Origin of the sequence: Streptomyces sp. NPDC017936 (assembly GCF_044328485.1) — a bacterium.
Taxonomy (GTDB): domain Bacteria; phylum Actinomycetota; class Actinomycetes; order Streptomycetales; family Streptomycetaceae; genus Streptomyces.
Map to the genome: position 1 here is coordinate 91,626 of NZ_JBIRHK010000014.1, position 20,019 is coordinate 111,644.

Here is a 20,019-nt window from a genome sequence, read left to right on the forward strand (position 1 = left end):
CCCGTGAGGCCGGATCCGGCCGTTAGTCTCGGGGATCATGAGGCTCCTGCACACTTCCGACTGGCATCTCGGCCGGGCGTTCCACCGGGTGAGCATGCTCGGCGCCCAGGCCGAGTTCATCGGCCACCTCGTCACCACCGTGCGCGAGCGCGAGGTGGACGCCGTGGTCGTGTCGGGAGACGTGTACGACCGGGCGGTCCCGCCGCTCGCCGCCGTCGAGCTGTTCGACGACGCCCTGCACCGGCTCGCCGAGCTGGGCGTGCCGACGGTGATGATCTCCGGCAACCACGACTCCGCGCGCCGGCTCGGCGTGGGCGCCGGGCTGATCGGACGCGCCGGCATCCACCTGCGGACCGACCCGTCGGCCGCCGGGACGCCCGTGCTGCTCGCCGACCCCCACGGCGACGTCGCCCTCTACGGCCTGCCCTACCTCGAACCCGCCCTGGTGAAGGACGAGTTCCTCGTGGAGAAGGCGGGCCACGAGGCGGTGCTCGCCGCCGCCATGGACCGCGTCCGCGCCGACCTCGCCACCCGCGCGCCGGGGACGCGTTCCGTCGTCCTCGCCCATGCCTTCGTCACCGGCGGCGAACCGAGCGACAGCGAGCGGGACATCACCGTCGGCGGAGTCGCCTCCGTCCCCGCCGGCGTCTTCGACGGCGTCGACTACGTGGCACTGGGGCACCTGCACGGCTGCCAGACCGTCACCGAGCGCGTGCGCTACTCCGGCTCCCCGCTGCCGTACTCCTTCTCGGAGGCCGAGCACCGCAAGACCATGTGGCTGGTCGACCTCGGGGCCGACGGCGCGCTCACCGCCGAGCGGATCGACTGCCCGGTGCCGCGGCCGCTGGCCCGCGTCCGCGGCACCCTGGAGGAACTGCTGGCCGACCCCGGGCTGGCGCGGCACGAGCAGGCGTGGGTCGAGGCGACGCTCACCGACGCCGTGCGCCCGGCCGAGCCCATGGCCCGGCTCGCCGAGCGCTTCCCGCACACCCTGAGCCTCGTCTTCGACCCCGAGCGCGCGCCGGACGACCCCGACGTCTCGTACGCCCGGCGCCTGGCCGGCCGCAGCGACCAGCAGATCGCCGAGGACTTCGTGGCCCATGTGCGCGGCGCGGGCCCCGACGGGCGGGAACGGTCCGTGCTGCGGGACGCCTTCGACGCGGTGCGCGCGGACGACGTCGTCCGGGAGGTGGCCCGATGAGGCTGCACCGGCTCGGCATCACCGCCTTCGGCCCCTTCGGCGGCTCCCAGAGCGTCGACTTCGACGAGCTGTCCGCCGCGGGCCTCTTCCTGCTGCACGGGCCGACGGGAGCGGGCAAGACGTCCGTCCTGGACGCGGTGTGCTACGCGCTGTACGGGGCGGTCCCGGGCGCCCGGCAGACCGCCCAGGGACTGACCCTGCGCAGCGACCACGCCGCTCCCGGCACCCGCACCGAGGTCACCCTCGACCTCACCGTCGCCGGACGCCGGCTGGAGATCACCCGGCAACCGCCCTGGGAGCGCCCGAAGAAGCGCGGTGCCGGAACGACGGTCGACAAGGCGCAGAGCCGGCTGCGCGAGTACGACCCCGTCGCCGGCACCTGGAAGGACCTCAGCCGCTCCCACCAGGAGATCGGCGAGGAGATCACCCAGCTCCTCGGCATGAGCCGCGAACAGTTCTGCCAGGTCGTGCTGTTGCCCCAGGGCGACTTCGCCCGTTTCCTGCGTGCCGACGCCGAGGCGCGCGGCCGGCTGCTCGGCCGCCTCTTCGACACCCGCCGCTTCGCCGAGGTCGAGAAGCGGCTCGCGGAGCGACGGCGTACGGCCGAGGCACGCGTGCGGGAGGGCGACGCCGACCTCGTCGCCGACGCCCACCGCATGCAGCAGGCCGCCGGGGACGCCATGGAGCTTCCCGAGCTGGCCCCGGGCGAGCCGGGCCTCGCCGACGCCGTGCTGACCGCCGCCGCCGTCGCCCGCAGCACCGCCCGCGAACAGCTGGCGGTCGCCGAGTGCGGCCGCCTCGCCGCCGAGTCCGCCCAGGCCGCCGCCGAGCGCGCCCTCGCCGACGCACGGGAGCTGGCGCGGCTGCAGCGGCGGTTCGCCGAGGCGCGGGAGGGGGCCGCCCGGCTCGAGGAGCGGGCCGAGGAGCACCGGGAGGCGCGGGCACGGATGGAGCGGGCGCGCAAGGCGGAGACGGTGGCGCCGGCGCTCGAGCTGCGCGAGGCCGCCGACGCCGAGCACCGCGGAGCGGCCGCGGCCGAGGCACGCGCGCGTGCGCTGCTGCCGGAGCGGTTCGCGGACGCCTCGGCCGCCGGGCTCGCCGCCGCCGCACGCCGGACGGCGCAGGAGCTGGGCGAGCTGGAGTCGGCCCGCCGCGGTGAGCGGCGGCTGGCCGAGCTGCTCGCCGAGCGCGCCGACCTGGACCGGCAGGAGCGCGCCGACGAGGAGGTGCTCGCGGACACCGAGGGCTGGCTCGCGGACTGGGAGACGACCCGCGCGTCCCTCCACACCCGTATCGAGTCCGCCCAGGAGGCCGCCACCCGCGCCGAACAGCTGGACGGCCGGCGTGAGCCCGCCCAGCGACGGCTGACGGCCGCCCGGCAGCGCGACCGGCTGGCCCGCGACACCGGCGAGGCCCGGCGGAAGGCCCTCGCCGCGGGCGAGGAGGCGCTCGGGGCCCGCGCGCACTGGCTCGACCTCAAGGAACAGCGGCTCGACGGCATCGCCGCCGAACTGGCCGCCACGCTGGAGGACGGCGAGCCCTGTGCCGTCTGCGGCGCCACCGACCACCCCGCCCCCGCGCGCAAGGACGCCGGGCACGTCGACCGCGAGACGGAGGAACGGGCCCTCGCCGCCTACCAGCGCGCCGAGCGGGAGCGGGCGGACGCCGAGCGCGCCCTCGGCGCCGCCCGGGAGGCGCTCGCCGCCGCCACCGCCGAGGCGGGCGACGCCCCGGCCGACCGGCTCGCCGCCGAGGCCGACGCCCTGGAGCGGGAGTACGCGCACGCCCGCCGGGAGGCCTCCGCGCTGCACCCCGCGCGCGAGGAGCTGCGCCGGGCCGAGCAGGAGCACGAGCGGCGCACGGCCGCCCAGCGGGACGCCGCGGTGCGCGCCGCGTCCCGGGTCGGCCACCGCGAGCGGCTGGAACGCGAACGGGCCGCGCTGGAGGAGGAACTGACCCGGGCGCGCGGCACCGCGCGGAGCGTGGCCGCGCGGGCCGCGCAACTGGAACGGCTGGCCGCCCGGCTCACCGAGGCCGCCGACGCCGCCCGCGCCGCCGAGGACGGCGCCGAACGCCTCAAGGCCGCCGACGGACGGCTCGACGAGGCCGCCTTCCGGGCCGGCTTCGAGACCCCGCGGGCCGCCGCCGACGCGATGCTCGACGCCACGGCCCACCGCGAGCTGCAACGGCTCCTGGACGACCGGCAGTCCGAGGAGGCCGCCGTGCGGGCCGTGCTCGCCGAGCCGGAGACCGTGGCCGCGGCCCGGCGGCCCCCCGCCGACCTCACCACGGCCGAACGGACCGCCGCCGAGGCCGCGGAACGGCTGCGCCGGGCCGCCTCCGTCCAGGACGCGGCCGCCCGCCGGTGCGCCGAACTCGACCGTCTCTCCGCGCGCGCCGCCGACGGCGTGCGGCGGCTCGCGCCGCTGCGCGAGGAGTACGACCGGGTGGCCCGCCTGGCCGGCCTCGCCGCCGGCACCTCGGCGGACAACGAACGCAAGATGCGCCTGGAGTCGTACGTCCTGGCGGCCCGCCTGGAGCAGGTGGCCGCCGCCGCGACCGTGCGCCTCCGGCGCATGTCCTCCGGCCGCTACACCCTCGTCCACTCCGACGACCGGACCGGGCGCGGCCGCAGCGGGCTCGGTCTGCACGTCGTCGACGCCTGGACCGGACGCGAGCGGGACACGTCCACGCTGTCGGGCGGCGAGACCTTCTTCGCCTCGCTCGCGCTCGCCCTGGGCCTCGCCGACGTCGTCACCGACGAGGCGGGCGGGGTCCGGCTGGACACGCTCTTCATCGACGAGGGGTTCGGCAGCCTCGACGACCAGACCCTGGACGAGGTCCTCGACGTCCTGGACTCCCTGCGCGAACGCGACCGCAGCGTCGGCATCGTCAGCCACGTGGCCGACCTGCGGCGGCGGATCCACGCGCAGCTGGAGGTCGTCAAGGGCCGGGGAGGCTCGGCGGTGCGCCTGCGCACCGGCGCCTGACCGGCGGCTCAGCGGCCGAGCGGGCGCCGGGGGAGCGGCGAGGAGTAGACGACGCTGGTCGTCACCGACCCCAGCGCGCCGATCCTGCCCGTCACCTCCTCCAGGTGCCGCATCGAACGGGCGGCGACCTTGATGACGAAGCAGTCGTCGCCGGTGACGTGGTGCGCCTCCAGGACCTCCGGGGTGACGGCCACCAGGTCGTGGAACGGCTTGTAGTTGCCGTGGGGGTAGCGCAGCCGGACGAACGCGAGGATCGGCAGCCCGAGCCGGTCCGGGTCCACGACGGCCGCGTACCCCTGGATGACGCCCGCCTCCTCCAGCCGGCGCACCCGCTCGGTGACGGCGCTCGCCGACATCGACACGGCCCGCGCCAGGTCGGCGTAGCTGGCCCGCCCGTCGCGCTGGAGGACCTCGAGGATGCGCCAGTCGGTGGCGTCCGGGGAATACGCGGTCATGCCCGAGGAATAGCAGGGAAATCCCCGGCCGGACAAGCGTCGGACCGGGGAACGCTCCTTCAGGAAGCGGATCGGCGACCGTAGATTTCCGGTCATCGGAACCATCCCGACCCCGTCGGCCCGTCCGGCCCGGAACCAGTCCGGCCCCGAGGCCGGTGCCGGCCCGGAAACCCGTCAGAGAGGCCCTGCCATGACCGCCACGACCGCCGCCAACCCCGTCCTGCGCGTCGCCCCCGCCGCCCCGGCCGAGGCCGCCGCCCACTTCCGGGCCGCCCTCGCCTTCCACGCGGACGTCTCCGACGTGGCCGCCGCGCTCGCGGCCGGCAACGACCCCGGCTTCGTCGTCCTGGACTCCCGCTCCACCGAGTCCTGGGACCGGGGCCACATCCCCGGCGCGGTCCACCTGCCCACCGCGCTCGTCCCCGAACAGGCCGAACGGCTCCTCGACAAGGCGGTGCCGGTCGTGACGTACTGCTGGGGCCCCGGCTGCAACGGCGCCACCCGCGCCGCCCTCGCGCTCGCCGAACTCGGCTACCGCGTCAAGGAGATGCTCGGCGGTTTCGAGTACTGGGCGCGCGAGGGCTTCGCGTACGAGACCCGGCAGGGCCGTGAGCGGCGCGACGCCGACCCGCTCACCGCGCCCGTCGGCGCGGAGGACTGCGGCTGCTGACGGACCGTCCCCGCAGCAGCCGCGGGCCCGCGGGTCAGAGCCGCGCCAGCTCGTCCACCAGGTCGTCCAGGCCCAGGGAGCCCTGGGAGAGGGCCGCCATGTGCCAGGCCTTGAGGTCGAAGGCGTCGCCGTGCCGCTCGCGCGCCCTCTGACGGCCCAGCAGCCAGGCCCGCTCGCCCAGCTTGTAGCCGATGGCCTGGCCGGGGATGGTCAGGTAGCGGGTCAGCTCGCTCTCGACGTAGTCCGCGGGACGGCTGCTGTGCGCGCCGAAGAATTCCTCGGCCAGCCCGGGAGTCCAGCGCTCACCGGGGTGGAAGGGCGAGTCCGCGGGGATCTCCAGCTCCAGGTGCATGCCGATGTCGACGATGACCCGCAGCGCGCGCATCATCTGCGCGTCCAGGTAGCCGAGCCGCTGCTCGGCGTCCGTGAGGAAGCCGAGCTCGTCCATCAGCCGCTCCGCGTACAGCGCCCAGCCCTCGGCGTTGGCGCTCACGATGCCGGTCGTGGCCTGGTAGCGGGACAGGTCCTCGGCCACGTGCACCCACTGCGCCAGCTGGAGGTGGTGGCCGGGAACGCCCTCGTGGTACCAGGTGGAGACCAGGTCGTAGACGGGGAAACGGGTCAGTCCCATGGTGGGCAGCCAGGTGCGGCCGGGGCGCGAGAAGTCCTCCGACGGGGGCGTGTAGTACGGGGCCGCCGCGCTGCCGGGCGGGGCGATGCGCGACTCCACCCTCCGCACCCGCTCGGCGAGTTCGAAGTGGGTGCCGTCCAGCGCGTCGATCGCCTGGTCCATCAGGCCCTGGAGCCAGTCGCGGACCTCGTCCACGCCCTCGATGTGCTTGCCGTGCGCGTCGAGGTGCGCGAGCGCCACCCACGGCGTCCCGGCGCCCGGCAGGATCTTCTCCGCCTCCTGCCGCATCTCGGCGAGCAGCCGGTGGTACTCGGACCAGCCGTACGCGTACGCCTCGTCCAGGTCGAGGTCGGTGCCGTTGTAGTAGCGCGACCAGCGGGCGTAGCGTTCCCGGCCGACGACCTCCGGCGCGCCCTCGACGGCCGGCGCGTACACGTCGCGCATCCAGTCGCGCAGTTCCACGACCGCCGCGGTGGCCGTCCGGGCCGACTCGTCCAGTTCGGCGCGCCGGGGCTCGGGCCCGTCGGCGGCGAAGTCCTCGAACCAGCCGCGGCCCGAGCCGTCCGTGTCGGCCCACTCGGTGAGCTGCTCCACGAACACGGAGGTCGGGCGCGGAGCCGCGTACAGCTTGCGCTCCAGGCCCAGCGCCAGCGACTCCCGGTAGCCGGCCAGCGCCGCCGGCACCGCGCGCAGCCGCTCGGCGATCGCCGCCCAGTCCTCGTCGGTCCGCGTCGGGGTCACGGTGAACACCTCGCGCACGTGGTGCGCCGGCGTGCCCATGTTGCCGACGGCGCGCAGGCCCTCCTCCGCGTCGTGCACGGCGAGTTCGGCGGTGAGCCGCTCGCGCAGCAGCCGTCCGCACCGGCGCTCGACGTCACGGTCCGCGCCGGGCCGCCGCTCCGCCTCGTCCAGCTTCGCCAGGGTGTCCCGCGCGAGCCGGGCGAGCGCCTCCTGGCCCGCCGGTGAGAAGTCGGGCAGGCGGCTCGAACTCTCCTGCACGCCGAGGTAGGTACCGGTGACCGGGTCGAGGGCGATGAGGTCGTCGACGTAGGCGTCGGCCACCTCGCGGGGCAGCGGGTTGTTGGTCTGCGACATGGGCACCATCCTCGTACGAGGCGGCGCCGCACGTCACGGCGTTTGCGCCGAAGGCGCCGGCGGCAGCAGCGGGCCGCAGTCCCACCGCTGGAAGATCAGCCGCGTCTCGACCCTGGCCACCTCCCGCCGGGCCGTGAACTCGTCGAGGACCAGCCGCTGGAGATCGGCCATGTCCGCGACCGCGACGTGCACGAGGTAGTCGTCGGGCCCGGTCAGGTGGAAGACGGTCAGCGCTTCCGGCAGCGCCCGGATCCGCTCCACGAACGGTCCCACCAGCTCTCGCCGGTGCGGCCTGACCTGCACCGACAGCAGCGCTTGCAGTCCCCGGCCCAACTTGGCCGGATCGAGTTGCAGCCGGTGCCCGAGGATCACGCCGGACCGGCGCAGCCGCGTCACCCGGTCCAGGCAGGTCGACGGCGCGAGCCCCACCTGCGCGGCGAGGTCGCGGTAGGTCGTCCGGGCGTCGTTCTGCAGCAGCCGCAGCAGCTGGAGATCCACCGGATCGAGTACGACGGATTCGGCCATGGGCCGAACGTAACACGGGAACCGGCCCCCTTCGACCGTCCGGTGTTCACCCTGCGGTCCATGGACTCAGCCTCAGCGAGCACGCACGCGTACGACGGCGTACGCCTGTCCGCCACGCCCCGCGCACTGGCCACGGAGGCCGTGCACGCCGGGCGGGACGACCTGGCCCGGCAGGGCCTGCACGCCCCGCCGATCGATCTGTCGACCACCTATCCCTCGTACGACAGCCGGGCCGAGGCCGCCCGCATCGACGCGTTCGCCACGACCGGCGCCGAACCGGACGGCCCGCCCGTCTACGGACGGCTGGGCAATCCGACGGTGGCCCGCTTCGAGACGGCGCTGGCCCGCCTGGAGGGCACGCGGAGCGCGGTCGCGTTCGCCAGCGGCATGGCCGCGCTGAGCGCCGTACTGCTGGCGCGCGCCTCGATGGGGCTGCGGCACGTCGTGGCCGTCCGCCCCCTGTACGGATGCAGCGACCACCTGCTCACCGCCGGGCTGCTCGGTTCGGAGGTCACCTGGACCGACCCGGCCGGGATCGAGGAGGCGCTGCGCCCCGACACCGGCCTCGTGCTGGTCGAGTCGCCGGCCAACCCGACGCTCGCGGAGGTCGACCTGCGGGCCGTCGCCCACGCCTGCGGGTCCGTCCCGCTGCTCGTCGACAACACCTTCGCCACGCCCGTCCTGCAGCGTCCGGCGGAACAGGGGGCGCGGCTGGTCCTGCACAGCGCCACCAAGTACCTCGGCGGTCACGGGGACGTGCTGGCCGGTGTCGTCGCCTGCGACGAGGAGTTCGCCGGGCGGCTGCGGCAGGTGCGGTTCGCCACCGGCGGGGTGCTGCACCCGCTGGCCGGCTATCTGCTGCTGCGCGGCCTGTCGACGCTCCCGGTGCGGGTGCGGGCCGCCTCCGCGACCGCCGCCGAACTGGCCGGCCGGCTGGCCGCCGACCCGCGCGTCGCCCGCGTCCACTACCCGCGCATCGGCGGCGCGATGGTCGCCTTCGAGGTCCACGGCGATCCGCACGAGGTGATCGCGGGCGTCCGCCTGATCACCCCGGCCGTCAGCCTCGGCAGCGTCGACACGCTCATCCAGCACCCGGCGTCCATCAGCCACCGCATCGTGGACGCGGAGGACCGCCGGGGCGCCGGGGTGAGCGACCGGCTGCTGCGGATGTCGGTGGGACTGGAGGACGTCGAGGACCTCTGGCACGACCTGGACGGAGCGCTGACCGGCGTCACGGCGGGGGCGCGCGGCACGGCTTCGTGACGGGGGCGCGGGACGGGCTCGCGGCGGGGTGCGGGACGGTTGTGTGACGGCGGCACTCGAAACCGGTCCGTGACGGGGGACTGCTGTCCGGCCTTGCGGCGGGGGCGCGGCACGGGCTGCGTCATGGCGACGCCCGGAACGGGCCCGTGACGGGGGTGCGGGACGGGCCCGTGACGGCGATGCCCGGAACGGGTGCGGGACGGAGGCGCGGCGGGAACGCGGCGCGGAGGGCGCGCGGCACTGCCGCGTGGCGCAGTCGCGCGGAACGGGTTCACGGCAGGGCCCGCCGAGTGGCGGCCCCGGCCCCCGGCCCCGGCCCCGGTACGGCGAACGGCCCGGCGGTCACCGCCGGGCCGTTCGCCGTACCGTCCGCACACCGCCCTCGCGGGTCAGTCGCGCGCGACCCGCTCCCCGTGGCGCTCGCGGCCCGGCGCCGAGCCGCTCGCGGCCGCGTCCAGGCGGGCGGTGATGACGAGGGTGCCCTCCTCGATCTGGTAGTCGAGGGGCAGTCCGAGGGCGCGCATCGCGGCCACCATGCCGGTGTTGGAGGACTGCGTCACGGCGTAGACGCTCTCGCAGCCCGCCTCGACGGCCATCGCCACCAGCCGGCCGAGCAGTTCGCCGCCGATGCCGCGCCGCTGCCACTGGTCCTCGACGAGCAGCGCGACCTCGGTCTCGTCGCCGTCCCACAGCAGGTGGCCGAGGCCGACGATGCGCCCGGACGCGGTCTGCACGGCGAGGGTGCGGCCGAAGCGCGGGCTGAGCAGGTGGTTGAGGTAACGGTCGGCGTCGCCGACCGGCCCGTGGTACCGCATGCCGAGCGTGCGCGCCGAGCACCGCTCGTGCATCGCCCTGGCCGCCCGCAGGTCGCCGGAGTCCGCCCGGCGCACGGTGATGGCGTTGCCCTCGGGCAGCGTCAGCACGTCCTGCCCGTCCGGGACCCGCGGGCCCAGCCGGGCGTCCAGTTCCACCAGGGCCCGCGCCCGCGCGAACTCGGTCGGGGTGAACGGCAGGTACGGCCGCTCCACGGTGATCACTCCGCCCTCCGGCGCCCGCAGGCGCATCACGGTGTCCTCCAGCACCCCCTCCACCGGTACGGCGTCCGGCCCGCGTCCGCCGCCGCGCGCGGTGGCGGGCAGCGAACGGATGGTGCACCGGCCCAGCAACTGCCGCAGGGCCAGAGGGAGTTCCGCCGCGTCCAGGGCCGTACGGGTGGCCAGGCCCAGGATCCGGGTCGGGGCGTCGACGAGATCGTGGGCGTCGGCCCGCTCGATCCAGGTGCCCGTGCCGCCCGCGCCCGCCACGGCCCGGTTGATGTCGGCCGCGGCCAGGGAGCCGGGGGCGCGCAGCAGGAACTCGTCGACCGTGTCCTCACCCAGCGGGTGCGTCTGGAGGCTGAGGATGTCGACGCGGTGCCCGGCCAGCGCCGTGCACAGCGCGGCCAGCGACCCCGGCGCGTCCTTCACCGTCGTCCGCATCCGCCACAGCGCGCTCTCCTCGGCGATCCCGCCGGGGAGCCCGGACGGCCCGGCCGGTCCCTCCGCGGAGGACGGCCGGGCACCGGTATCACTCGTGGGGGGTGCGTGGCCGTGGCGCCGTGACCACCAGACGTGGAACCCCGCGGTGGTGATCAGCGCGGCGGCGGAGAGGACCAGCAGCCCCGGGCCGTCGGGGCCGTGCCCCACGAGGTTCGCGACCACGTCGGCCACCGCGACGGCCGTGAAGAGGGCGGCGAGCTCCACCACGTCCCGTCGCCAGTGGTGCACCGGGCGCCCGTGGTGGCGGCGCGTCACATCAGACATGTCTCGAGTCATGCAGCCACTGTGAAGGAACGGTGTTGCGTGATCACGAACGTACTGTGACCGATGGGTAAAGGAGGCTTATGTCCTTTTGGTTGACCTCTCCACGGCTGGACCGCCCGAGCCGTCGGGGCCCGCGCCGCGCACCGGGGGATGACACCGATGCGCGGAGCGCCCCTCCAGGGTACGGGAGTCGACGCCACGGAAGGCGTCGCGGGGGACTCACTGGCCGACCCGGCCCGGCTGGAGCACCTTGCTGAACAGGACGGTGCCGTCCTGCTCGCGCAGCCGCACCGTCAGCTCGCCGCTGTCGCCGTCGATGTCGACCTCGCCGAAGAACTGGTAGCCCTCGGCGGGCGAGACGTTGGCCGTGACCGGCGCCTTCACGAAGACGCGGTCCGGGCCGAACGTGCCGTCGAGCGCGCTCGCCGGGAAGGCGCCCGCGTTGAGCGGTCCCGAGACGAACTCCCAGAACGGCGCGAAGTCCTTGAACGCGGCCCGTGACGGGTCGTAGTGCTGGGCCGAGGTGTGGTGGACGTCGGCCGTCAGCCAGACCGTGCCGGTGATCCGGCGGTGCTTGACGAACCGCAGCAGCTCGGCGATCTGCAGTTCGCGGCCGAGCGGCGCGCCGGGGTCGCCCTGCGCCACCGCCTCGAAGTTCGGCCTGCCGTCCGTGCCGTCCGGCACCACCAGGCCGATCGGCATGTCGGAGGCGAGCACCTTCCACACCGCCTTCGAGCGGGCCAGCTCGCGCTTGAGCCACTCCAGCTGCTCACGGCCGAGGATGCCCCGCGGGTCGGTGGTCTGGTCGTCCGCCGAGTTCGCGTTGCGGTACGTGCGCATGTCCAGGACGAAGACGTCCAGCAACGGGCCGTGGTGCTGCACCCGGTACACCCGGCCGTCGGGGCGGCGCAGCGTGGAGATCGGGAAGTACTCCGAGAACGCCCGCCGGGCCCGCGCGGCGAGCACGTCGACGTCCTTCTCCGTGTACCGGGTGTCGGCGAGGATCTCGCCCGGGAACCAGTTGTTGGTGACCTCGTGGTCGTCCCACTGGATGAGGGAGGGCACCCGGGCGTTGAAGGCCCGCAGGTTCTCGTCGAGCAGGTTGTAGCGGAAGTTGCCGCGGAACTCCGCCAGCGTCTCGGCGACCTTCGCCTTCTCCTCGGTGGTGACGTTCCGCCAGGTCCGCCCGTCGGGCAGGGCCACGGTGCCGGTGAGCGGGCCGTCGGCGTAGATGTTGTCGCCGCTGCACAGGAAGAAGTCCGGGTCGAGGGCGGCCATCGCGTCGTAGATCCGGTAGCCGCCGAGCTCCGGGTTGATGCCCCAGCCCTGTCCGGCCAGGTCGCCGGACCAGACGAACCGCACCCCGTCGCGCCGTCGCACGGACGCCGTCCGGAAGGTGCCGGTCACCGGCTCGCCGGTGCGGCGCGGGTCGTCCGGGTCCGCCAGCAGCACGCGGTAGTGGACCTGCTCGCCGGCCGGCAGCCCGTGCAGCCGGGTCGTGCCGGTGAAGTCCGTGCCCGTGCCCAGCAGCGGACCGGCGAAGCGGCGCGCGCCCCGGAACGACTCCGTGGCCGCCGTCTCGACGATCATCCGCGCCGGGCGGTCGGAGCGCACCCACACCAGCCCGGTGTGCGCGGTCACGTCCCCGGTCTGCACGCCCCATCGCGCCCCGGGCCGCCCCGACAGGGCGAGGGCCGGCGCCGCGCCGACGGCGGCGGGCAGGGTCAGTGCCGCGGACGCGGCCAGCGAGCCGCGCAGAACGCTGCGGCGCCCGGGGAACGGACGGTGTGACATGGAAGGGCCTCCTGGGACGTGAACCGGCCGGTGTGCACAGTCACACCTACTGGTGCGTCGCGGCGCCCACGCAAACCACGAGTGAACAACTGGGCGCACGGGCCCGGGGGAGGACGCGCGGGGCGCCCGCCGGTGCGCGCGGCCCGCGCGGCCCCCGGACGTCCCGGGAGGGGAGCGCCGGTTCCTCAGCGGCTGCCGTCCAGCAGCACGCGGGCGACGAGGGCCGGGTCGTCGTTCATGGGGACGTGGCCGCAGCCGGGCAGGCGCACCAGCCGGGCCTCGGGGAGGACCTGCTTGGCGCGGACGCCCTGACGGCGCACGAGGATCCGGTCCCGGGTGCCCCAGGCCACGGTGACCGGGACACCGGGGACGTCGTCGGTGAACCGGACGGTCGCACCGGCCCGCAGGGTCTGGTCGAACCCGGTGGCGCGGGCCAGCGCGAGCGTCTCGGCGGCCACGGCCTCGGGTGAACGACGGGCCGGGCGGGCGTAGATGGTGCTGGTGAGGGCCGTGCGGCCGGCCGCCGTGCGCGACAGGCGCCCGACCAGGGGCGGCGGCAGCCGCCGGGAGATCTGCCGCATGGCCAGCAGGACGCCGAAGGCGTACCGGCGCTCGGCCTCCGACCAGAACCCGGCCGGGGACAGGGCGGTGACGGACCGCACGCGCTTCTCGCGGCCCAGTTCGAGGGCCAGCAGCCCGCCGAGCGAGTTGCCCGCCACGTGCGGGCGGCCGAGCTCCAGCGCCTCGCAGAAGGCGCCGAACACCGCGGTCGTGGTGGGCAGGTCGTAGGCGAGTCCGTCGGGCAGGCCCGGGGACGCGCCGAACCCCGGCAGGTCCACGGCGATCACGTCCCGCTCGGTGGCGAGGATGTCCACCACGGGGTCCCAGGCCTGCCGGTGGTGCCCGATGCCGTGCAGCAGGAGCAGCGGCTCGCCGCGCCCCGCGCGTGCGTAGGACACGGTGACGGGCCGCGGGCCCCGGGGCGAGGGGACCGTGAAGGAGACGGTGGCGGACATGGGCGTGCTCCTCGTCTGGACGGGCTGACCGGCTGGTGCGCGGGCGGAGTCCGGCCGGGCCGGGCCGACTCCGCGTAGACAGCTTGTCAGCAATTGCTACCCACGGGTAGCCCCAGGGGCGCGCCGTCCGGACACCGGACGGCGACCGCCTTCGTCGTACGACGGAAATCTTGCCGCCGTGTCACGGGAACAGCCCCGTACGAACGCCTCGTGAACGCTTCGCCACCGGGGCCCCACCGGCTCCCCGGGGGATCGAGGATTGGTCTTGACCAAGGGTGGGGGCCGCCTTATGGTCGCAGAGAAGTACAACAACCTTTAATAAACAAGGGCGCGAAAACGCCGCCGGACCAGGTCGATTGCGGAGGACAGGGTGGGGACCACGCAACTGGAAACGGTGCCGGAACCGAAGTACTGGCATCTCAAGACCGTGCTCAGCGAGGCACTCGACTCGGAGTTCACCGTGGGCGAGATCCTGCCCAACGAACGTGAACTGGCCGCCCGGTTCGGTGTCGCACGCGCCACGCTCCGCCAGGCACTGGAGCAGCTCGAACTGGAAGGCCGGCTGCAGCGCCGCCGCGGGGTCGGCACCACCGTCGCACCGCCCCGCGTGGGCGTCGACGTCGGAGCCGAGCGCCAGAGCTGGCCCGGCGCGGCCGGTGACACGTGGCACCCCGTGGACGGCACGGTCGCGGCCCCGCCGGCGGTCGTCGCCGACGCCCTCGGCACCGACCGCGACCGGCCCGTGCACATCGTGCGCCGCTCGCGCGTCTCCCACGGCCAGCCCGTCGCCGCCGAACTCCTCTACGTGCCGCAGTCGTCGGTGCCCGACCTCACCGCGATCGACGCCCCCTCCGGGGCGGCACGCGCGCGTGCGGTGCTGCGCGAGCTCCAGCGCCTGGCCCTGGAAGGGCAGGACCGCGCCGTGGAACTGGGCTCCGCCCGCGCCGACGACGCCAAGGAACTCGACCGGCTGCCCGGGGCCCCGGTGCTCGTCGTCACCACCCGCTTCTTCGCCGAGGGCCGCACCGCGGCGCTCTCCGTCGCCACCTACCGGGCCGACACCTGCCGGCTGACGTTCGGCGCCTCGGGCGGGGTGGAGATCCACCACGGCCCCGAACGGCAGGCCTCCTGACGGTCCGGCACCGCCCGTACCCCGACCGGCGGACTCCCTGAACGGTCCGCACCGGGCCACCGGGCGCATCCGTCCGCCGCGCCCCGGACCCCCTCCGGGGCGCGGCCCGTTTCCCGCACGACCCACCGGGGCGTGGCGCCTGCCGCGCAGACCTGGGACCCGGCGCCTCTCAGGCCGGCCCGCCGGGAGCGGTGCGTCTCGCGCACGGCTCGCCGGGGCGCGGTGCCTGCCGACGCAGGCCCGGGGCGCGGCGTCTCTCACGCAGGCCCGGCGGGAGCGGTGCGTCTCGCGTACGGCTCGCCGGGGCGCGGTGCCTGCCGACGCAGGCCCGGGACGCGGCGTCTCTCGCGCAGGCCCGCCCGGAGCGGTGCCTCTCACGCAGGCCTGCCGGGAGCGGTGCCGCTCGTGCAGGTCCGCCGGGGCGCGGCGCCTCTCAGGCAGGCCTGCCGGGAGCGGTGCCTTTCACGCAGGCCTGCCGGGAGCGGTGCGTCTCACGCACGGCCCACCGGGGCGCGGTCCGTCACCGTTCCCTCCACCGCGAAGAGCTGCTCCTCGACGTGGTCGAGGGCCAGCCGCAGCGCACCCGTCGCCACGGCCGCCTCGCCGAGCAGCGACAGGACCACCTTCGGCGGCCGCAGACAGTACCGCGCCAACTCCCGCCGCAGCGGCTCCAGTACGCCGTCCAGCCCGGCCGCCCAGCCTCCGATCACGACCAGCTCGGGATCGAGGGCCAGGACCAGCGCGGCCACGTCGTGGACGAGCCGCTGGATGAAGCGGTCCACGGCCGCCCGCGCCCGCTGGTCGCCGCCGCGCGCCTGGGCGAACACCTCGGCGACCGCCTGTTCGTCCAGCGGGTGCAGCGGCTCGCCCGTCATGGACAGCAGCGTCTCCGGGGTCACCTCCCGCCCCAGCAGGTGCAGCGCGCCGATCTCCCCGGCCGCCCCGCCGAACCCCCGGTGCAGCCGGCCCCCGATCAGCGCACCGGCGCCCGGACTCAGGCCCGCCAGCACGAACACCACGTCGTCGGACTCGGTGGCGGAACCCTTCCAGTGCTCGGCCACGGCCGCCGCGTTGGCGTCGTTCTCCACCAGCACCGGGCACTTGAAGGAGCGGCTCAGCCGCTCGCCCAGCCGCAGCCCCGTCCACTGCGGCAGGGCGGTGCCCAGCCGTACCGTCCCGTCCGCCTCGACGATCCCGGGAGTGCCCACGCCCACGGCCCGCAGGGAACTGCGCGGCACGCCCGCCCGGCGCAGCAGCTCGGCGACCGCCGTCCGCAGCCGCTCCAGCCGCTCGTCCGCCGGGGCGGCCTCGTCGACCTCCCTGGCCTGCGCGCCCAGCACCCGCCCGTCCAGGTCGGCCAGGAGCGCGGCCACCCGGTGCGCCCCGATCTCCAGCCCCAGCAGATGACCGGCCTCCGCCCGGAACCGGAACCGCCGCGCCGGCCGCCCCTGCCGCCGGGCGGCGCCCTCCACGGCCGCCTTCTCGACGACGAGACCGGCGCCGATGAGGTCCTCCACGACCCCCTCGACGGTCGGCCGGGACAGCCCGGTCACCCGGGTGATCTCCGTCAGCGTCGCGCAGTCGGCGGCACGCAACGCGTGCAGCACCACCGCGGAGTTGATCCTTCGCAGCAGCGAGGGATCCCCGCCGGTCAGCCGCCCCAACGTCCGTCCTCCCAGCTCGTGCGCGTGTGGGGCGGATCGTACTCGGCGCGGCGGGCCCGGGCGAGTGCGGAACCGCACGGGCGGCGCCGCGGGCCGGCTCAGCCCGCGCCCACGAACCCCGGCTCGTACGCCGTGATCACCGCCTGGGTGCGGTCCCGCGCCCCGAGCTTCGCCGGCACCGCGCTCGCATGCGACTTGACCGTCTCCGTCCCCACGACCAGCCGCGCGGCGATCTCCGCGTGGGACAGCCCCGGGCCATCAGCCGCAGCACCTCCGCCTCCCGGTCCGTCAGCCGGGCCCGCTCCAGCACGTCCCGCGCCGCCCGGTCGCCCCGCCCGTCGCCGTACTCGGCGGCGAGGCGCCGCACCGACGCCGGGAACAGCGGCGACTCGCCCTCGGCCGCCAGCCGCACCGCGTGCACGATCCCGGCCGGCCGGGCCCGCTTCAGCAGGAACCCGTCGGCCCCCGCGCGCAGCGCCTCGTACACGTACTCGTCGTTCTCGAAGGTCCTCACCACGAGGATCTTCGGCGGTCCGGGCACCGTCCGCAGCACCGCACGGGTGGCCTCGATCCCGTCCATCGACTGCCGGGAACGGCGCGCCGGACGGCCCCGGGCGCGTCTCCCCGTGGGACGAGGAACTGCCCTTCCAGCTCCTCGCCGTCGTCACCGGGACGGATCCCCCGTGACCGCCGGAGGCAGCCCGGCCGCCACCCGCAGCCGCGCGAACTCCTCCGCCATCGTCGCCGCCGTCCAGTGCGCGTTGAGCCCACTGGGGTTCGGCAGCACCCACACGCGCGTGTTCCCGATGACCCGCTCCTGCGGCCCCACCCGCGCCTTCCGGTCGTCGAACGCGGCCCGGTAGGCGGTGACCCCCACCACCGCCAGCCAGCGCGGCTCGAGCCGGGCCACCTTCTCCGCCAGCAGCCGCCCGCCCTCGCGGTACTCCTCCGCCGTCAGCTCGTCGGCCCGGGCGGTCGCCCGCGCGACCACATTCGTGATGCCGAGCCCGTACGACAGCAGCTCCCGCTGCTCCGCCGGCTTCATCAGCCTCGGGGTGAAACCGGACAGGTGCAGCACCGGCCAGAAGCGGTTGCCCGGGCGGGCGAAGTGATGACCGGTCGCGGCCGTCATCAGCCCCGGGTTGATCCCGCAGAACAGCACGCGCAGGCCGTCCGCGACCACGTCCGGGACGAGACGGTCGCGGGCGGCCTCCAGTTCCGCCGGGGTGAAACGGGTCAGAGGATCGCTCCGGGGGTGTAGCCCGCGGCCTCCGGGCGCTGCTTCACGATCTCCTCGATCCGGCCGACGACGACGGCCACCTGGTCGGCGGCGGCGCCCGTGAAGGACAGCTTGTCGGCCATCAGCGCGTCGAGCCCGGCGCGGTCCAGCGGGATGCGCTCGTCGGCCGCGAGCCTGTCGAGCAGTTCGTTGCGCTCGGCGCCCTGCTCGCGCATCGCCAGCGCGCAGGCCACGGCGTTCTCCTTGATCGCCTCGTGCGCGACCTCCCGGCCCACGCCCGCGCGCACCGCGCCCATCAGCACCTTGGTGGTGGCGAGGAACGGCAGGTAGCGGTCCAGCTCGCGCGACACGACGGCCGGGAAGGCGCCGAACTCGTCGAGCACGGTCAGGAACGTCTCCAGCAGGCCGTCCAGGGCGAAGAACGCGTCGGGGAGGGCGACCCGGCGCACCACCGAGCAGGACACGTCCCCCTCGTTCCACTGGTCGCCCGCCAGCTCGCCCGTCATGGACGCGTAGCCGCGCAGGACGACCATGAGGCCGTTGACGCGCTCGCAGGAACGGGTGTTCATCTTGTGCGGCATCGCGGAGGAGCCGACCTGGCCCGGCTTGAAGCCCTCGGTGACCAGCTCGTGCCCGGCCATCAGCCGGACCGTCTTCGCCAGCGACGACGGCGCCGCCGCCAGCTGCACCAGCGCGGTGACGACCTCGTAGTCCAGCGAGCGCGGGTAGACCTGGCCGACCGAGGTGAACGCCTGGGCGAAACCGAGGTGCCCGGCGATCCGGTGCTCCAGCTCGGCGAGCTTGGCGGCGTCCCCGCCGAGGAGGTCCAGCATGTCCTGGGCGGTGCCGACCGGGCCCTTGATGCCGCGCAGCGGGTAGCGGCCGAGCAGCTCCTCCAGGCGGCCGTAGGCCACGAGGAGCTCGTCGGCGGCCGTCGCGAAGCGCTTGCCGAGGGTGGTGGCCTGCGCGGCCACGTTGTGCGAGCGGCCGGCCATGACCAGCTCGCCGTACTCGCCGGCGAGCTTGCCGAGCCGGGCCAGCACGGCCACCGTGCGGTCGCGCACCAGCTCCAACGAGAGGCGGATCTGGAGCTGCTCGACGTTCTCCGTGAGGTCGCGGGACGTCATGCCCTTGTGTACGTGCTCGTGCCCGGCGAGGTCGTTGAACTCCTCGATCCGTGCCTTCACGTCGTGCCGCGTGACCTTCTCGCGCTCGGCGACGGAGGCCAGGTCGACCTGGTCGAGGACGCGCTCGTAGTCGGCGATCGCCGCGTCCGGCACCTCGATCCCGAGGTCCTTCTGCGCCCGCAGCACGGCGAGCCAGAGCTGACGCTCCAGCCTCACCTTCTGCTCGGGCGACCAGAGCGTGGCGAGCTCGGCGGAGGCGTACCGTCCGGCGAGGACGTTCGGGATGCGGGGCTTGGCGGGAGCGGAAGTCACGTGTCCAGAGTCTACTGGCGGTTCGTGCAGGCCAGCGCCACGGGCCCGTTCGGCGGAACCTACGAGACCCGCGTCACGTCGCGGCCTCGGCGGCCTCGGCCGGGACGCCCGGGCGGCCAGGGGCGCCGCGGGTGCGGGGGCGGGTGAGCGGAAGCCGGGGCAGGTCCCGGCCGCCCCGTATCGGGCGGCGGCCGGCGGACGACGTCCACGGGGGCGTCCTCTCCTGCCGGGGCCGGACCCGTGGATCCGGCCCCGGAGGCCGATCGTCCGCGTGGTCGTCGGCGCCGTCCTACGCCGGTCCCTCGTACGGCAGCAGCTCGGGCCGCTTCGGGGGCAGGCCGTCGCCGGAGGAGCGGCCGGTCAGGCGACGGCCGATCCACGGGAGCAGGTGCTGCCGGGCGAAACGGACGTCGGCGACGCGGCGGGCGGCCCAGCGGGGCGGCAGGGTCGCCGGCATCGGCGTGTGCCACTCGGTGTCCTCGGGGTCGTGGCCGAGGGTCTGCCAGACCGCCTCGGCGACCCGGCGGTGACCCTCCGGGGTGAGGTGCAGCCGGTCGACGTCCCACAGGCGCGGGTCGGCGAGCGACGGCGCGCCGTACAGGTCGACGACCGCGGCGCCGTGCCGCTCGGCCAGCTCGTCGATGCAGGCGAACAGCTCCTCCATGCGGGGCCGGAACCGCTCCAGGACCGGGCCCTGCCGGCCCGGGCTGCGCATCAGCACCAGTTGCTTGCAGGAGGGGGCCAGCCGCTCCACGGCCTCCGTCAGCAGGCCCTTGACCCGCCCCATGTCGCACTTGGGCCGCAGGGTGTCGTTCAGGCCGCCGACCAGGGTGATCACATCGGCGCCCATCGCGGCCGCCACGTCCACCTGCTCCTCGACGATCTGTCCGATGAGCTTGCCGCGCACCGCGAGGTTGGCGTACCGGAAGCCGGGCGTGCGGGCGGCCATCCGGCCGGCCAGGAGGTCCGCCCAGCCCCGGTAGGAGCCGTCGGGCAGCAGGTCCGACATGCCCTCGGTGAAGGAGTCGCCGACCGCGACCAGGCTGGAGTACGGGGGTGTGGTGTTCGTCTGCATGGCGCCAGCGATGGTATCCCGCCCGGC

The 20,019-nt window shown here is 75.3% G+C and carries 15 protein-coding genes and 1 pseudogene; 5 read left to right on the plus strand and 11 right to left on the minus strand.

The genetic code is table 11. The features are described from left to right. The first annotated feature begins 37 nt into the window (after nt 1-37). Both ACH4F6_RS27220 and ACH4F6_RS27225 read left to right on the plus strand, forming a co-directional pair. Nucleotides 38-1,201: an exonuclease SbcCD subunit D gene (locus tag ACH4F6_RS27220; RefSeq protein ID WP_397962969.1), complete on the plus strand. Its 1,164-nt coding sequence runs from the start codon at nt 38-40 to the stop codon at nt 1,199-1,201. Then, on the plus strand, nt 1,198-4,191 hold the full coding sequence (locus tag ACH4F6_RS27225) for an AAA family ATPase (protein ID WP_397962970.1): 2,994 nt from the start codon (nt 1,198-1,200) through the stop codon (nt 4,189-4,191). Before ACH4F6_RS27220 ends, ACH4F6_RS27225 begins: the two co-directional genes overlap by 4 nt. 8 nt (nt 4,192-4,199) lie before the next feature. Here the strand turns inward: ACH4F6_RS27225 and ACH4F6_RS27230 are convergent, their stop codons facing one another. Further along, on the minus strand, nt 4,200-4,646 hold the full coding sequence (locus ACH4F6_RS27230; protein ID WP_397962971.1) for an Lrp/AsnC family transcriptional regulator: 447 nt from the start codon (nt 4,644-4,646) through the stop codon (nt 4,200-4,202). Between the two features lie 190 nt (nt 4,647-4,836). Here ACH4F6_RS27230 and ACH4F6_RS27235 point away from each other — a divergent pair, with 190 nt between their 5' ends. After that, nucleotides 4,837-5,316 carry a rhodanese-like domain-containing protein gene (locus tag ACH4F6_RS27235; RefSeq protein ID WP_397962972.1) on the plus strand — a complete coding sequence of 160 codons (480 nt, stop codon included), beginning with the start codon at nt 4,837-4,839 and terminating at the stop codon, nt 5,314-5,316. Nucleotides 5,317-5,350: 34 nt separating this feature from the next. Here the strand turns inward: ACH4F6_RS27235 and ACH4F6_RS27240 are convergent, their stop codons facing one another. Further along, the gene (locus ACH4F6_RS27240; protein WP_397962973.1) at nt 5,351-7,042 is read right to left on the minus strand and encodes a DUF885 domain-containing protein; all 1,692 of its coding nucleotides are present in this window, start codon (nt 7,040-7,042) and stop codon (nt 5,351-5,353) included. Between the two features lie 33 nt (nt 7,043-7,075). Beyond that, the gene (locus tag ACH4F6_RS27245; protein ID WP_397962974.1) at nt 7,076-7,567 is read right to left on the minus strand and encodes an Lrp/AsnC family transcriptional regulator; all 492 of its coding nucleotides are present in this window, start codon (nt 7,565-7,567) and stop codon (nt 7,076-7,078) included. 60 nt (nt 7,568-7,627) lie between these two features. Here ACH4F6_RS27245 and ACH4F6_RS27250 point away from each other — a divergent pair, with 60 nt between their 5' ends. After that, nucleotides 7,628-8,830: a trans-sulfuration enzyme family protein gene (locus tag ACH4F6_RS27250; protein WP_397962975.1), complete on the plus strand. Its 1,203-nt coding sequence runs from the start codon at nt 7,628-7,630 to the stop codon at nt 8,828-8,830. A 389-nt stretch (nt 8,831-9,219) separates the two neighbouring features. Here ACH4F6_RS27250 and ACH4F6_RS27255 read toward each other — a convergent pair whose 3' ends face one another. The 3 genes from ACH4F6_RS27255 to ACH4F6_RS27265 form a co-directional block, all read right to left on the minus strand. After that, nucleotides 9,220-10,596 carry a GNAT family N-acetyltransferase gene (locus tag ACH4F6_RS27255; RefSeq protein WP_397963122.1) on the minus strand — a complete coding sequence of 459 codons (1,377 nt, stop codon included), beginning with the start codon at nt 10,594-10,596 and terminating at the stop codon, nt 9,220-9,222. A 255-nt stretch (nt 10,597-10,851) separates the two neighbouring features. Next, entirely contained in the window at nt 10,852-12,426 is a 1,575-nt protein-coding gene (locus ACH4F6_RS27260; protein ID WP_397962976.1) for an alkaline phosphatase D family protein, read from the minus strand. 185 nt (nt 12,427-12,611) lie between these two features. Continuing rightward, nucleotides 12,612-13,442: an alpha/beta fold hydrolase gene (locus tag ACH4F6_RS27265; protein ID WP_397962977.1), complete on the minus strand. Its 831-nt coding sequence runs from the start codon at nt 13,440-13,442 to the stop codon at nt 12,612-12,614. 370 nt (nt 13,443-13,812) lie between these two features. Between ACH4F6_RS27265 and ACH4F6_RS27270 the strand changes: the two genes are divergently transcribed. After that, nucleotides 13,813-14,574: a GntR family transcriptional regulator gene (locus ACH4F6_RS27270; protein ID WP_397962978.1), complete on the plus strand. Its 762-nt coding sequence runs from the start codon at nt 13,813-13,815 to the stop codon at nt 14,572-14,574. Nucleotides 14,575-15,065: 491 nt separating this feature from the next. On the opposite strand, the gene ACH4F6_RS27275 is transcribed toward ACH4F6_RS27270, so the two are convergent. The 5 genes and pseudogenes from ACH4F6_RS27275 to ACH4F6_RS27295 all read right to left on the minus strand — a co-directional run bounded on the left by ACH4F6_RS27275 (nt 15,066) and on the right by ACH4F6_RS27295 (nt 19,992). After that, nucleotides 15,066-16,238 carry an ROK family transcriptional regulator gene (locus ACH4F6_RS27275; protein ID WP_397962979.1) on the minus strand — a complete coding sequence of 391 codons (1,173 nt, stop codon included), beginning with the start codon at nt 16,236-16,238 and terminating at the stop codon, nt 15,066-15,068. Nucleotides 16,239-16,336: 98 nt separating this feature from the next. Beyond that, nucleotides 16,337-16,818 (minus strand): annotated as a pseudogene (locus ACH4F6_RS27280) (LuxR C-terminal-related transcriptional regulator); the annotation flags it as partial. A gap of 84 nt (nt 16,819-16,902) precedes the next feature. Continuing rightward, nucleotides 16,903-17,478 carry a G/U mismatch-specific DNA glycosylase gene (gene mug, locus ACH4F6_RS27285; RefSeq protein WP_397963123.1) on the minus strand — a complete coding sequence of 192 codons (576 nt, stop codon included), beginning with the start codon at nt 17,476-17,478 and terminating at the stop codon, nt 16,903-16,905. Then, complete coding sequence (gene purB / locus ACH4F6_RS27290; RefSeq protein ID WP_397962980.1) at nt 17,475-18,917, minus strand: adenylosuccinate lyase; 1,443 nt, start codon at nt 18,915-18,917, stop codon at nt 17,475-17,477. Before purB ends, mug begins: the two co-directional genes overlap by 4 nt. A gap of 289 nt (nt 18,918-19,206) precedes the next feature. Further along, nucleotides 19,207-19,992, minus strand: coding sequence for an SGNH/GDSL hydrolase family protein (locus ACH4F6_RS27295; protein ID WP_397962981.1), 786 nt, complete (start codon nt 19,990-19,992; stop codon nt 19,207-19,209). Between the last annotated feature and the right edge of the window lie 27 nt (nt 19,993-20,019).